General features: G+C 42.2%; 12 protein-coding genes and 1 pseudogene. 6 read left to right on the top strand and 7 right to left on the bottom strand.

The window, feature by feature from the left end; genetic code table 11:
* Positions 1-44 precede the first annotated feature (44 nt).
* From RMY63_RS02710 to RMY63_RS02700, 3 genes are all read right to left on the bottom strand, one after another.
* The gene (locus tag RMY63_RS02710) at positions 45-617 is read right to left on the bottom strand and encodes a hypothetical protein (RefSeq protein WP_322727216.1); all 573 of its coding nucleotides are present in this window, start codon (positions 615-617) and stop codon (positions 45-47) included.
* Between the two features lie 56 nt (positions 618-673).
* The gene (locus RMY63_RS02705; protein ID WP_322727215.1) at positions 674-1,378 is read right to left on the bottom strand and encodes a toll/interleukin-1 receptor domain-containing protein; all 705 of its coding nucleotides are present in this window, start codon (positions 1,376-1,378) and stop codon (positions 674-676) included.
* 438 nt (positions 1,379-1,816) lie between these two features.
* The gene (locus RMY63_RS02700) at positions 1,817-2,038 is read right to left on the bottom strand and encodes a hypothetical protein (protein ID WP_322727214.1); all 222 of its coding nucleotides are present in this window, start codon (positions 2,036-2,038) and stop codon (positions 1,817-1,819) included.
* 137 nt (positions 2,039-2,175) lie between these two features.
* On the opposite strand from RMY63_RS02700, the gene RMY63_RS02695 reads away from it, so the two are divergent.
* The 3 genes from RMY63_RS02695 to RMY63_RS02685 all read left to right on the top strand — a co-directional run bounded on the left by RMY63_RS02695 (position 2,176) and on the right by RMY63_RS02685 (position 5,495).
* Entirely contained in the window at positions 2,176-2,313 is a 138-nt protein-coding gene (locus RMY63_RS02695) for a hypothetical protein (protein ID WP_322727213.1), read from the top strand.
* Positions 2,314-2,929: 616 nt separating this feature from the next.
* On the top strand, positions 2,930-3,991 hold the full coding sequence (cobW, locus tag RMY63_RS02690; RefSeq protein ID WP_322727271.1) for a cobalamin biosynthesis protein CobW: 1,062 nt from the start codon (positions 2,930-2,932) through the stop codon (positions 3,989-3,991).
* Positions 3,992-4,517: 526 nt separating this feature from the next.
* Positions 4,518-5,495, top strand: coding sequence for a hypothetical protein (locus RMY63_RS02685; RefSeq protein WP_322727212.1), 978 nt, complete (start codon positions 4,518-4,520; stop codon positions 5,493-5,495).
* 303 nt (positions 5,496-5,798) lie between these two features.
* Here the strand turns inward: RMY63_RS02685 and RMY63_RS02680 are convergent, their stop codons facing one another.
* Both RMY63_RS02680 and RMY63_RS02675 read right to left on the bottom strand, forming a co-directional pair.
* Complete coding sequence (locus RMY63_RS02680) at positions 5,799-8,018, bottom strand: bluetail domain-containing putative surface protein (protein WP_322727211.1); 2,220 nt, start codon at positions 8,016-8,018, stop codon at positions 5,799-5,801.
* A 312-nt stretch (positions 8,019-8,330) separates the two neighbouring features.
* Positions 8,331-9,776 carry a deoxyribodipyrimidine photo-lyase, 8-HDF type gene (locus tag RMY63_RS02675; RefSeq protein WP_322727210.1) on the bottom strand — a complete coding sequence of 482 codons (1,446 nt, stop codon included), beginning with the start codon at positions 9,774-9,776 and terminating at the stop codon, positions 8,331-8,333.
* 280 nt (positions 9,777-10,056) lie between these two features.
* On the opposite strand from RMY63_RS02675, the gene RMY63_RS02670 reads away from it, so the two are divergent.
* Positions 10,057-10,620 carry a 1,2-dihydroxy-3-keto-5-methylthiopentene dioxygenase gene (locus RMY63_RS02670; RefSeq protein WP_322727209.1) on the top strand — a complete coding sequence of 188 codons (564 nt, stop codon included), beginning with the start codon at positions 10,057-10,059 and terminating at the stop codon, positions 10,618-10,620.
* Positions 10,621-10,881: 261 nt separating this feature from the next.
* On the opposite strand, the gene RMY63_RS02665 is transcribed toward RMY63_RS02670, so the two are convergent.
* Positions 10,882-11,202, bottom strand: coding sequence for a DMT family transporter (locus tag RMY63_RS02665; protein ID WP_416212482.1), 321 nt, complete (start codon positions 11,200-11,202; stop codon positions 10,882-10,884).
* A 222-nt stretch (positions 11,203-11,424) separates the two neighbouring features.
* On the opposite strand from RMY63_RS02665, the pseudogene RMY63_RS02660 reads away from it, so the two are divergent.
* Positions 11,425-11,681 (top strand): annotated as a pseudogene (locus RMY63_RS02660) (IS4 family transposase); the annotation flags it as partial.
* 265 nt (positions 11,682-11,946) lie between these two features.
* Here the strand turns inward: RMY63_RS02660 and RMY63_RS02655 are convergent.
* Positions 11,947-12,744, bottom strand: coding sequence for a hypothetical protein (locus RMY63_RS02655; protein WP_322727207.1), 798 nt, complete (start codon positions 12,742-12,744; stop codon positions 11,947-11,949).
* A gap of 354 nt (positions 12,745-13,098) precedes the next feature.
* Here RMY63_RS02655 and RMY63_RS02650 point away from each other — a divergent pair, with 354 nt between their 5' ends.
* Positions 13,099-13,545, top strand: coding sequence for a molybdopterin-binding protein (locus RMY63_RS02650; protein ID WP_322727206.1), 447 nt, complete (start codon positions 13,099-13,101; stop codon positions 13,543-13,545).
* Positions 13,546-13,576: the final 31 nt, after the last annotated feature.

Below are 13,576 nucleotides of genomic sequence, written 5' to 3'. Positions count from 1 at the left end.
ATTACAAAGAGGCTAACAATGCCTATTCTCGTTAGGACTAGAAACTAGAAAAAGGTTAATAGAGAATAAACAAGCAGACCAAGATATGGGATGCAAAGCACTATAGGCAAAATTCTATCAACGCTGGTTGAGGTTAAAAAGGTTTTATACCTCTTATCCTTCTTCAAATACGCCCATTCTTTCTCATAACACGAGTATGGTAGTTGTCTTTCAAGTTCATTGATAACCCTAAATTTGCTTGAATTTAGCGTTTTATGAGACTGGATACCAACGTACCAAACTAAGCAAAGAATAATACCTAAAATTGCTACTGTAATAAAAGCAATTGCTTGGAACTTAGTCTCTTTAAATTGGGAAATATCCTTATTTGTTATTAGAACAATAAAAGCAAGTAGGCTAGATAGTATTGATATATAGAAATTATTAGATTGAATTCTTCTGGAAGAATTTCTGTCCATCATTTCAATAAAAAGCTTGTATTGTTCTAAAAGGTGTTCTTGAAACTTGTCACCATAATTCTGCTTAGTGAGAATTTGCGATTCTGATTGCGTGAGAGGTAATTTTTCGTCACCTATTGGTTCTGTTAAACGTGTTTTATCTTCATTATTGTCATTCATCTTAATACTCAACACTAATTAATGCTGGTAGCTGACCGCAACCGCTAGGTTTTAGTTTACCTGGATCTTAACTTTACAATTCGATTGCCTGATTTACCTTTGCCAAATTCAATATCTGGATCATTTCGTAAGAGCTCCAATGCTTCACCTTCCGTTACTCCACCTATGAATGCAATCTTTTCAACATCACGCCAAGCTGCATTCCCACTTTTCAAAGCTTCTTTCATCCGAGTCCATGCACCCGTTTCTTTAAAGCTTTCAGCTTTAACTGTTTCCTGTAACCGAGCAATGTAAGCTGACTCAAATAACCTAACTTCCTCAACTACTCTGTTGAAATCGGCGCGTGGTGGAGCAATTTGTAGCTGCCTTGCTATGACGGTGTAAATTCGAGCTAAGCCATCTACCTGATTTGCTTCAACAGACTGAAGAACATGAAATGGCATAGATAAGTCTCTTGGGCGCAATCCTGAATGACACAGTGGCACAGTTGGAATACCTTTCATCCAAGATGCTCCAGCTTCAAAATTGATCCAAGGTCGTTTTACTGATGCTCTACTACAAAGAACAAGTTCAGCACAAGCATTATGGAGAGCATGTCTTATACTGTTGAGCCAATTCTCACCAGCAATGATACAGGCAGTGTCGGATGAAACAAAAACTTCAACTATGCGAAGAAAATCACTTTCAATATGTTTCTTGAGTATGGCTGCCAACTCAGCCTCTTCTGATATGTGACTTATGAACACAGTAGCTTGAGTCATCTGATTACTCCTCAATGAGAAACCTAACAGTAAAATTCAACGGCAACGGAACGATTTGAGCGAGGCGCTACAAACTTAAACTCGTCCGGCACCATGTTGTGTTAGTGGGTGACGACAAACCATATCAATGTTAAATCTATACCAAGATTAGGCACAGTCATAGACTTTGAAACATCACGAAACAAGACCGCAATCATTGCAACTTACTTCAAACTGCATTACATCTCTTAACGCAACGAAGAATGCTGCAATCAGACGAGACTCGAAACAGAGCAGGCTAACTATTTATTATACGGAAGTTTCCGTATAATCTTTTTCTCAATCCTAATATATCAAGAATTACGACGAAATACTGTTTGAATATACGGAAAACTTCTTTTTTACAGTCCGTTCCAATCAGCTTGTTACGCCGCGATCGCCACACAGTTCAAGCTAATTTTATCGAGACTCGTTCAGTTGCTGCTGAGGTTGTTGGACTTCCTCAATTGATAAGCCTGTGGAAGGAGTAATAATGTCGATCGCCACTTTTCTACGCAAGAGATTGATAGCGATCGCCCGATTTATTTCTTCCTCAGCCTCTCTCCAAATCGAACTCATGGACAGAAACTTTGCTAAGGGAACTCCTTCAAGCTTAGTTGGGTAGCGATCGCTCAAATTCATATTTCTATATCTGCAACGCCTAAATATGAATTAGTGCTTGCACTTAACCCGACACAACTTTAACTAAGAACGAGCTTAATTATCAAACTCACCCACCTGAGATTACCTGCTCCATAAACGTGAAATTAATTGTCATCGTGTGTGTACTATGCGATGGCGTACTTGCCCGCCATAGGCGATCGCCATTGTTTAGTTATATTACATCCATGCGATCGCCTAATTCATACTTCAATCAAGTTGAAAAATTGCCAGAATCGTTGAACAAGCTTTGGTAAAAAAGAAAACTTGCCTTCTTGCCGCCTTTGGCGGCTTTGCGAGGCACAGATAAGTATTTCTATGAACATTTCTACAACTACTAAGCTTTACATTCTCATAGCTACACATATCAAGACGCTACAAATTACGGCTTTCTATGAGACTGTAGATGGTTAATTTCGGGAAAAAATTGCGTAGGCGTAGCCCGTCGTAGCGAAAAGTTGAGCCAGTGCGCCCTTGCGGTTTCCAGATTTCTAGACGCCAGAGGCAGCTTCCCGTAGGGTAGCAACTGGCGTTGGAGGGGAGGCTTCCGACGCTCGCGGACTCGCTAACTCTGCGCTATCCGTAGATGCAAAGTGGCTTGCCGCAGGCATCCAAACTTTTCAAGGCAGACATCGCCCACGCTAATTTTTTGGCGTAACTATTCATAAAAAAGAAGGATACGCTTATTTGTTTGGCTAATGTTCGCGCCCAATAAATTAAATTCCCTCCCATATCACCTGCAAATTAGTAAAGAAGCAAAATTGGACTGAGCTGTACTTTGTCTTGCTACGCTAACACATCTCTGCTGTGTGATATCTGCGGTTAAAACTTCTTTTTTGTGATTGCAAAATTAATCAAGAAACAATATCTTTAATTATGCATAAAATTCCCGTCACAGTCATTACAGGATTTCTAGGCGCAGGTAAAACGACGTTAATCCGCCATTTACTGCAAAATAATTCAGGGCGACGCATTGCTGTTTTGGTGAATGAATTTGGAGAAATCGGCATTGATGGCGAACTATTGCGTGATTGCCAAGTTTGTGATGATGAAGAAGACTCCAACAGTAACATTGTTGAACTCACTAACGGTTGCTTATGCTGCACAGTACAAGAGGAATTCTTACCAGCAATGCAAGAATTACTAAAACGACGCGCCAGCCTAGACTGTATGTTAATTGAAACCTCTGGACTAGCACTGCCAAAACCATTAGTACAAGCATTTCGCTGGCCAGAAATCCGCACAGGTGCAACAGTAGACGGCGTAATCACTGTAGTGGATTGTGAAGCCTTGGCAACTAATCAATATGTAGGTGATTTAGCAGCTCTCTTAGCACAGCGACAAGCCGACTCTAGCATAGAACACGAAACACCGATTGAAGAACTGTTTGAAGATCAGCTGGCTTGTGCTGACTTAGTATTGCTGACTAAAAGCGATCGCGTTGATTTCCCAACGCAAGTTAGGATACAGGAGTGGCTAAAGCAGAACTTATCCCCTGGTGTAAAAGTCATTCCTTGTCAGGACGGTAAAATCAGTAGCGATTTGTTACTCGGTTTCAACTCTGCTGTGGAAGATAACTTAGATAGTCGTCCCAGTCACCACGACAACAAAGCCGAACACGAACATGATGACGGGATTAATGCGGTGCAATTACTCTTAGACCAAGCATTTGAGCCGACTGTCTTGGTTAAACGCTTGCAAACATTGGTACAACAGCAAGAAATTTATCGAATTAAGGGATTTGTAGCAGTTCCAAATAAAGCTATGCGTATGGTACTACAGGGTGTCGGCAATCGATTTGACTACTTTTATGACCGGACTTGGCAAAGGAGCGAACAGCGTCAAACAAAATTAGTGTTAATTGGTCGGGAACTAGATCGGGTTGGCATTGAATCACTGGTGTTGGGAGAGAAAGTGAATGCGACCATCCAATAGTATCTAGCAAAGCAATTTTGGCTACTGGCAAGATAGAGTTTAGCAATTAAAGCCTGCAATTCCTGGAGAATGGCGCGGGTATAGCTGGGTCAATGCCTGCCGCACTTGCTGCGATCGCTCATTGAAAACAGCCTGCTCAACCGGAGTATACGCGGGGGGGTGTAGCAATGACGTTCTGCCCCCAAGGTTGCACTAAATTAAGGGTACGACTGGGCAATCGACATGCGATCGCCCGCGAGCGAGTCATGGCAATCAGATAGCGCATCAAATGATCATAGCAAGCTGGGTCAACTGGGCGCTGCCGTAGCGAATCGGGAATTATACCGTTTTACTTTGAAGATTGATACAAATAGGAGGCAGTGCAGTCTTCTCCCAAAGGGAGAGGCTAGCGCCAAGGGGTTTCCCCAAGTGGAGCAACTGCCGTGCAGCAGGGGAGCAGAGAGCAGTTCTTGCAGGGGGAAAGAATTAGAGATTGATTATTTTTATCAGACATTTCGTGAAATGGTATTACGAATTACGAATTAATATGACAGGTCACCGAGTATTATTTTTAGGCATCTTTGTAAGCATCCTTCTCACCTACGCAATTTGGATCGGTGGGAGCATTCCTGCAAGCATCATCAAACTTCCCGACCAAGGATTAAACTGGTACTACTGGAAGCTTCCTCAACCAACCTTTTGGAGTCGAGCAACGGCTTGGGGTATGTACCTTGGGCATCAGTTTAGCATCTGGGCGTGTATCTTGTGGGCGCAGCGATCGCAATTGAAATACAAATCAGCGTTGCATCCGATAAATTACCTCATGCTTGCCATTAATGGTATATTCATCGCTTTACACTTTCTGCAAACATATATTTGGTATGATGCTCTAGCTCAAGATACTTCAATTTGGGCTTCTCAAGGTGCGGTTATACTTTTACTGGTGTTCGTACTAATTTTAGAAACGCCTCGACGCGGTTTGTTTTTTGGCAATTCTCTTCCATTTCATCAACAGTTCTTGCAAATTATCAAGCTGTACCACGGCTATTTTTTCTCCTTTGCCGCTATCTACACCTTCTGGTATCACCCAATGGAAGCGACTTTGGGCCACTTAATTGGTTTTCTCTATATGTTCTTGCTGCTCCTCCAATCGTCGTTGATATTTAACCGCACCCATGTAAACCGTTGGTGGACATTTACTTTGGAAATTACGGTACTTTTACATAGTGTCGTTGTGTCGTTGATGCTAGGACAAAGCAAGTGGCCCACATTTCTCTTTGGTTTTCTTGGTATTCTCGTGCTTACCCAACTTCACGGTTTACCTGTGGGTGTTTGGACTAAACGTACTATCTACGGAGCCTTTTTAGTGAGTGTCCTAGCTGTTTATGCACTGACTGAAGGCGGCTTGGGCAGAATTTACGAAGTAACCTATATTCCTCTGATTGAGTTTGGACTGGTTGGCGCTATTTACTTAATCTTCCTGCTTATCTTATGGACAATTTCTCATTTACCAGTCAAGACGTAAGTAAGCTAATTGCCCCTTTCAAAGTGGGTAAAAATTTTGGTCAATAAATTCCTCTTTAACCTCTAATCTCTGTTTTCTCTGTGTCTTTGTGGTTAAATAAACTACTTTTAAACCGCAGAGGCACAGAGAAAACAGAGAAAAAACAAGAGATTTTACTAGTCACCTTGAAAGGGCTAGTCCTAATAATTCCTCGAACATCAATAAATTTAGGGGCTTGTATCACTTTTGGCTGGGGAATCCTAAAGTCTTTCTCCTCTGCTCCCTGCTCCCTGCTCCCCTGCCTCTTCGGTCAGCAGCATGAAGTTAGACAACTGCTAAATTATTCAAGCTGCCTTTGTAGCCACTAATCTCAATCACAGCATCCGTGAGGGCAGAGAATCCATCAGTGTTATCGTTGAGTGCCAGAAAAGTCTGCCCCTTATTACCTGTACCAAGGGTAAAAGTTGCTGCACCTTTAGCGACAAAAGCAGTTGCAGTCAATATCTGTTGTACATCGAAAAGATTTAGACTCGCAACAGTGCCAAGTTGAACTAAATTAGCAGCGCTAACTGTATACAGCCCATCAATTTTATCTTGAGAAATGTTCAAGTCAGTAATTTTATCAAAGCCAGACAGCAGCGAATCACTCAGACTACTGAACACAAATTTATCAGCGCTACAATCGCCTGTGAGGGTATCACGCCCAGCCCCACCATTGAGGATGTCATTACCATTACCACCAACTAGTTTGTCATTTCCGGCTAATCCAAAGAGTTGATCGTTGCCGTTTTTGCCGGAAATTTGATCGTTACCAGCCCTACCACTGAGTTGATCTGCACCGTTACCACCGTTTAAAGTAATCTTTGGCACATTTCCGTCTGTGGTGGTTTTGCTAATTAATTGACCACTGGTATCATACAGATAAGTGGCAACTGCATCAGTAATGCCATCACTGTTGTTGTCAATATCTGCAGAAATTAGTTTGCCATTGCGATCGTAGTTGAAAGTGGTAATCTCATCAGGGATGCCATCATTATTTTTGTCAGCTACCTGTGCAGTCTGTTTGCCGTTAGCGTCGTAACTATAAGCGGTGACTTCATCAAAGATGCCATCATCATTATTGTCAATTTTTTGTGATTTCAGGTTGCCGTTAAAATCGTAGCTGTAGATGCCAACTGCATCAATTACACCATCATTGTTGAAGTCATAGCTAGCGGATGCGCGTCCAGAAGTAGAGGTTTGGACTTCATCAAGTTTGCCATCGCCGTTGTAGTCAGCGCTAAAATATGTCCTGTTGCCCTTGGCATCATAAGTAGAGGTTTCGACATAATCCGGTATGCCGTCTCCTTGGTAGTCACGGCTAAAGTATGTCTGGTTGCCCTTGGCATCATAAGTAGAGGTTTGGACATAATCAACTTTGCCGTCTCCTTGGTAGTCTGCCCTCAAGGATGTAAACTTGCCATTGGCATCATAAGTATAGGTTTCGACATAATCAACTTTGCCGTCTCCGTTGTCGTCACGGCTTATGGATGTCTGGTTGCCCTTGGCATCATAAGTAGAGGTTTCGACTCTATCAACTTTGCCGTCGCTGTTGTTGTAATAGCTTATGGATGTCCGGTTGCCCTTGGCATCATAAGTAGAGGTTTGGACATAATCCAGTATGCCGTCTCCGTTGTCGTCACGGCTATCGGATGTCCGGTTGCCCTTGACATCATAAGTAAAGGTTTCGACATAATCCAGTCTGCCGTCGCTGTTGTTGTAACGGGTTTCAGATGTCCTGTTGCCCTTGGCATCATAAGTATAACTGTAGACATAATCAACTTTGCCGTCGCCGTTGTAGTCATAGCTAGTAGATGTCCTGTTGCTCTTGGCATCATAAGTAAAGGTTTCGACATAATCCGGTGTGCCGTCGGCCTTGTCGTCATAGCTCACTGATGTCTGGTTGCCCTTGGCATCATAAGTATAGCTGTAGACAGAATCAACTTTGCCGTCGCCGTTGCCGTCAAGGCTCGTGGATGTCCGGTTGCCCTTGGCATCATAAGTATAGGTTTCGACATAATCCAGTCTGCCGTCGCCGTTGTTGTCAACGCTCCCGGATGTCTTGTTGCCCTTGGCATCATAAGTAGAGGTGGAGACAGAATCAATTTTGCCGTCGCCGTTGTCGTCACGGCTCGTGGATGTCCTGTTGCCCTTGGCATCATAAGTATAGCTGTAGACATAACCCAGTATGCCGGCGTCGGCGTCTTTGACGTCACGGCTCTCGAATGTCAGGTTGCCCTTGGCATCATAAGTATAGCTGTAGACATAATCAACTTTGCCGTTGCTGTAGTTGTTATGGGTTTCAGATGTCAGGTTGCCCTTGGCATCATAAGTATAGGTGGAGACAAAATCAGGTATGCCGTCGCCGTTGTTGTCATAGTTTATGGATGTCCGATCATAGCGGTAGGTAATAACTGAGTCTATTATCCCATCACTGTTGTTGTCTGTCCTCTCAGATATCACTTTGCCATCGACATCGTAAGTGTAAGTTGTGGTTGAGGTCATAAATTGGTGTTGTAAATATTCAATGATTTGGCGTTGCTGATTAGATGTATGAATCTTGGTGTAGAGACTAGCAATTGCAACGTCTCTACAAGGGTTTTGAAATCACGCAAAATCATTTTCATACCTGAATTCAGCAACGCCTATGATCTAATATAGACTTTCTATTTGATTTTTGAAATCCACGTAGGGTGGGCAGTGCTCACCACATCTGGGTTTTGGTGGACACTGCTCACCCTACACTACTTAAAATTTTTCACAAATCATTTAGGATTGCTATATCAACTCTAAACTAACATTAAAAAATTCACAATTTTACTCACCACTACTAATATTTTTTTGTTGTTGATAACGCTGTTTAAACTGCTGTTGCTGTATTTTATGATCCACAATTGGGTCAGGATAGCCAACAGCATGACGTTCTAAAGATGGAATTTTACCAGTAACTAAATATTCGGTATCTACAGACCGCAATTCTGATACCCATTGCCGAATATATTCCCCCTCTGGATCAAATTTTTGTGTTTGACTGGCTGGGTTAAAAATCCGCACAGGTTTGGGGTCCATGCCGCTAGAAGCACTCCATTGCCAACCGCCATTATTGGCAGATAAATCACCATCAATCAGGTGCTGCATAAAATATTTTTCTCCCAATTGGGGATTAATTAGCAAGTCTTTGGTAAGGAAACTGGCGACAATCATTCGACAACGGTTATGCATCCAGCCGCTTTCGTTTAACTGACGCATTGCTGCATCTACAATGGGATAGCCTGTTCTCCCCTCACACCAAGCTTGGAAATGTTCTTCGTTAGTTTGCCAAGGAAAATTCTTAAAGGTGTCGCGGAAAGCACCATCAGCTAATTCAGGGAAGTTATACATTGCATGTTGATAAAACTCCCGCCAAGCTAATTCCTGTTGCCATGTGCGGATATTAACTGCTGTTTCCTGACTGCGGCTGTTTTCTAGTGCTTCTATCGTGGCTTGCCAAACGGTGCGAATGCCAATTACGCCAAATTTTAAAGCTGCACTCAGTTGTGATGTTCCGTTAACTGCGGGAAAATTGCGCTGTTCTTGATATTCAGTAATGGCTTTATTAGTAAATTCTTCTAATCGTTCTTGTGCCGCCGCCTCTCCTGGTGAAATAATTAATTGTTCATCCCAAATAAATCCTAAATCTTTTGCTGAAGGTAGTGCGATCGCTCCTGCAACTTTGGCAATTTCCTGTTCGGCTTCCGTTAATCCCTCAACATTTTGCAGTGTTTCTACTGGTTGACTCTTTGGTTTAGTCAGCCAATTTTTCCAGAAGGGGGTGTAAACCGTGTAAGGACTGTTACTACCCGTGCGTAACTCCTCTGGGGAGTTGAGGATTTGATCCCAGTTTTGGTTAAGAAACTCAATACCTTTTTCTTTGAGAGCATTTATAATGGTGCGATCGCGTTCTTGTGAATAAGGTTCTACATCCCAATTCCAAAAAACAGCTTTGGCATTTATTGCTTCGGCTAAGGCTGGTATTGCTTGTACGGGATCGGCATGTAGTATTAACAACTGGCTACCAACTTGAGCATATCGCTCTTGGAGTTTCTGCAAACAGCCAATCATATAAGTTACTCTCACAGGAGCAACATCATCCCGTTCTAGAATATGCGGATCGAGGCAAAACACGCCCACTACCTTCGGACTCTGCTCTTTTGCCGCAGCCAGTCCCGTATTGTCAGAAATGCGTAAATCGCGCCGATGCCAAAACAGAATTAAGTCAGACATTCCATGCTACATATAGTTCACCCGTACTAGCTTAGATGCTAGTGGTACCAATAAGCATCATTCTGGCGATAAATTTATTCTTTTAATGGGCATTGGAAGAGCCAGAGGGGCAGGGGGAAGGGTGCACAGAGGAATTCTTTCCCCTACTTCCTCTACTCCCCCATCTCCCTCATCTCCCCCATCTCCCCACTCCCTATTCCCCGGTTTGTCAATCGGGAATAGTGGTTTTTTAGATCAAAATTGGGTATACTCTTCTTAACAGTTAATTAGTCTTTTTGTCATGGCTAACCTACTACTTGACGACGGTACGATTGAGAGCGATTTAGGCGAAATAGCTCGTGAACTTGCGCCTCTTGGCATTCAACTCAAACACTACGACCCAGGAACATCGCTACTCTTCCCTAATCTGTTAGACCAGGACGTTTTAACTGAGGCCGAAAAACGTTATTGCGTAGAACTGCATAACAGCGTCTTTGAATTTCTTCAACAAGAAAATGGCGCTCTCTGGTGTGATTTACTAAATGTGCATCCAGGTTCGTTCAATCTTCACCAGCTGATCGCAACCTACGGTCGTTACCATACTCATCCTGCGGCTGAACCCCTCTATGTGTTGTCAGGAGAAATGATTTATGGCTTCGTGCGACCTGATGGCAGCCAGGTACAGCTTTTAGTTCAGGCACAAGACTATCTCTACATCCCCGCTGGCGTTGAGCATTGGTGCAGCCCAACTGCATCGTTGAATTTCAAAGGAGTACGCTATTTTGCGATGCCTGCGGCGGGTTGTACCAATGCAGAAGGTTGGGTTCCCAATTATACAGGGACTCAAGTGAGTGATTCGATCTAAAAGCCACGTTAAAGCTCATTTATGCACGTCCTTTAGGCGGGCAACCTCACGAAATCGCGTTGCTCCCCCCTAGCCTTGTGAAATGCGCTGTCTTTGAGTATAGCAGTCGAAGCATAGGTTAGGACTATGTTGGTTGCTGAAACCTTTGATAATACTGAGTTTCTACTCAGCACGGGCTAAACGCCCCGCTACCGCTAACAGCACTTTGCTATATATCCTGTAATGTTTAAAGCAACAGTCTCAATTCGACTGTAAAGGGACTTAATGTGGAGAAACTAGCTTTAGTCCTATCACACCTATGACTATTAAGCCTATGCAACTAATGCGGCGTACTTCAAGAGGTTCTTGAAATAAAACTATACCTAACAAAACCGTACCAACGGCTCCTATACCTGTCCAGATAGTATAAGCAGTTCCAAGTGGTAGTGTGCGCAGGGCTTTAGACAAAAAAGTGAAACTGAGTATCATCAGGGTAACAGTAGCAATATTATAACCAAACTTAGTAAACCCCTGTGTATACTTCAAACTAATTGCCCACCCTATCTCAAATAAACTAGCAATAAAAAGATAGATCCACGCCATGTCATAGTTCCAATACATTACAACAATCTTGCTTAACAATACTCCTATTTGCGCCATTCAACTTGTAAACGATTCTGACTTTTCCCGTTAAGTCTCGAAGCTTGCTGACAAAGGATTTAGGAAACAGCACTGTATATACGGTACAGTAATTGAAATTGGGTGCTAAAGGTGATAAGCAATGGTGGACTGGTGGAAGAAAAATTTTGCGACTTATGATTTAGGCGAGTAGAAGAATATCACAAAGTTTTAAAATCAGGGTGTCAAAGTAGAACGATACAGGCTTGCTGCTGATGGGATCAAGACCTTACTTGGTTTTTTGAGCATAATTGCTGTTGAATTGTTGCAGTTGACTTATCTATACCGCACTCAGCCAACCGTCGACGCAATTGTTATTCTCAATCCCCTTCAGCTTCGCCTGCGTGAAAGCTAAATCACCTAAGCTACCCAATACATTAACAGTTAGTTGGGCTGTGCAAGCGTAGGCCAAGCCCATCGTAGACATCGCTTGTTTAGGCAGGGCTATTTCATTCCCTAAAAGAGCTTAATTTACTAGCGTATCAACCAAAAAAATCAGGTAACTGAAAAATTTAGAAAGCTCATGAGTTGTGCGCTCGCACTTAAATATACTCCTTGAAACAGTAATTTTTCGATTGCTAACTCCCAAAAATTTCTGGTTGATACTCTTGACAAAATCCTAATCTGAGCGAATGAAACAGCCCTGCTGTAGGGAAAGGGTTAACGACTTTACTCAACTTCCTCGCAATGAATTAACAGCTTTTCCATCGCTTCTGCTAGAGAAATCAATTCTGTCCAAGAGGAACCACTAACTAAATTTTGGGCGTGAGCTAATCGGTTTCGCAACTGTTCAGCAGACTTGAGGAAACGTTCGCCAAACCGTTTTGATTTTAGTCCTAGTTGCTGGAGAAGTTCTGGTTGATTTAAAATCAACTCTCGCTTGTCACAGAATTGCAGATAATCTAACAAATCGGTGGCTTCGTTTCTTTCCTGACTCTCTTGCCATAGTCGTTGAGCAACTTCTAAGCGCTCAGGTTTAAGAACTTTTTGCCAAGAATCTTGGGGATAGTAAATCCGCACCAGCCGCAGCAAATTCATTTCTAGCAGTGTTACTAAGCCAAACAGTAGCATTCGCACGGGTGCTTTCTGCAAATCACCACAGGTAATAATACCACTTACCTGATTGCAATCTAAAACAAACAATCGCGGAGTTTGTTGCAAAATGGGTAACAACTTTATCAGTGGGGTGGAAATGGCAATTAGTTCTTTGGGATGAAACACCCGCTGAAAGTCGCTACATTTACCTTTTTTACCTGGAATCAAACTAGAGCGTTCTACATAACCGCTAATAATATCTCCCGCCTCAACGCCGATAACATCAAAATTTTGTGCTTGCATCCAATGCAGCACTTCTTTCGCCTCCGCATCAGCTGGCATAGCTTTCAGGGGTTCTGCCACGTATTCAATGGTGATATTGTTCTCAAATAAACTTCGCAGGTCTTGAGAACGTGATTTTAGGTGTTTCATCCCCCGGCTGTGAACTCACGTTAAATAATCCTACGGCACTCACGCGATCGCCAGTGGAATTTTCTGCTAGATTACCCTTGCATAGACATCGCTATCCCAACAAATACCATAAACTTGACGTTATACCATCTTAGTTGGTAATAATTTAGTGATGATTTAGACAATTTCAAGTAACAAAATATTTCGCATCTAGAAAAAAATAAATATATATGTAGTTTACTATATGAGATTAATTGATTAATTTGCGATAAAAATGCCGAAAATCCTGACAAAAGAAATGTTATTACTAAAACGACGTATCGAATTGATACTTGGTAGAATTTTACCAAGATAGCCAAAATTGATAATATTATTATGCCAAGAAAAGAACAAGGATGGGTTACATTTCAAACCTCAGAGGAAGAGCGGAAGATTCTAGAGGAGTTCTGCGAACAGTCTCAACGCACTAAGACTGAGATTCTGCGGGAACTCGTGCGTAGTCTTACTCAGCATTCTTCAACATCAATATCATCAGCAACTCAGCAGGAAAAACAGGAAGATATCGACTACACTCAAAAGCCTGAAATAGAAAGTAGTATTCAAAAGAAATCATTAAAAGTTAGCTCTCGCAATATTCTTAAAGGTGTGGTTAAACGAGTTGTTTATGGAGCGGTTAATAGTGAGGTGACTTTGGAGATTATTCACAAAGTAGAATTAACTTCGATTATCACCAGAGCTTCCGCAGAAGAGTTGGAATTATCTGAGGGAAAAGAAGCTTATGCAGTTATTAAATCTAACGATATTGTCATTGCTAGAGAATAGAAATACATTGATTTTGGGTGTTAGATATTTA

Origin of the sequence: Nostoc sp. ChiQUE01b (assembly GCF_034531255.1) — a bacterium.
In the GTDB taxonomy this organism is placed as follows: Bacteria; Cyanobacteriota; Cyanobacteriia; order Cyanobacteriales; family Nostocaceae; genus Nostoc.
The sequence above is the reverse complement of the archived record's forward strand: the minus strand, read 5'-3'. Positions and strand labels throughout refer to the sequence as shown.

Excerpts from the sequence above, each read along its gene's own strand:
- RMY63_RS02655 (WP_322727207.1), bottom strand. The coding sequence starts at position 12,744 with ATGAAACACCTAAAATCACGTTCTCAAGACCTGCGAAGTTTATTTGAG.
- RMY63_RS02705 (WP_322727215.1), bottom strand. The coding sequence starts at position 1,378 with ATGACTCAAGCTACTGTGTTCATAAGTCACATATCAGAAGAGGCTGAG.
- RMY63_RS02680 (WP_322727211.1), bottom strand. The coding sequence starts at position 8,018 with ATGACCTCAACCACAACTTACACTTACGATGTCGATGGCAAAGTGATA.
- RMY63_RS02710 (WP_322727216.1), bottom strand. The coding sequence starts at position 617 with ATGAATGACAATAATGAAGATAAAACACGTTTAACAGAACCAATAGGT.
- RMY63_RS02700 (WP_322727214.1), bottom strand. The coding sequence starts at position 2,038 with ATGAATTTGAGCGATCGCTACCCAACTAAGCTTGAAGGAGTTCCCTTA.
- RMY63_RS02685 (WP_322727212.1), top strand. The coding sequence starts at position 4,518 with ATGACAGGTCACCGAGTATTATTTTTAGGCATCTTTGTAAGCATCCTT.
- RMY63_RS02675 (WP_322727210.1), bottom strand. The coding sequence starts at position 9,776 with ATGTCTGACTTAATTCTGTTTTGGCATCGGCGCGATTTACGCATTTCT.
- RMY63_RS02670 (WP_322727209.1), top strand. The coding sequence starts at position 10,057 with ATGGCTAACCTACTACTTGACGACGGTACGATTGAGAGCGATTTAGGC.
- RMY63_RS02650 (WP_322727206.1), top strand. The coding sequence starts at position 13,099 with ATGCCAAGAAAAGAACAAGGATGGGTTACATTTCAAACCTCAGAGGAA.
- RMY63_RS02665 (WP_416212482.1), bottom strand. The coding sequence starts at position 11,202 with ATGGCGTGGATCTATCTTTTTATTGCTAGTTTATTTGAGATAGGGTGG.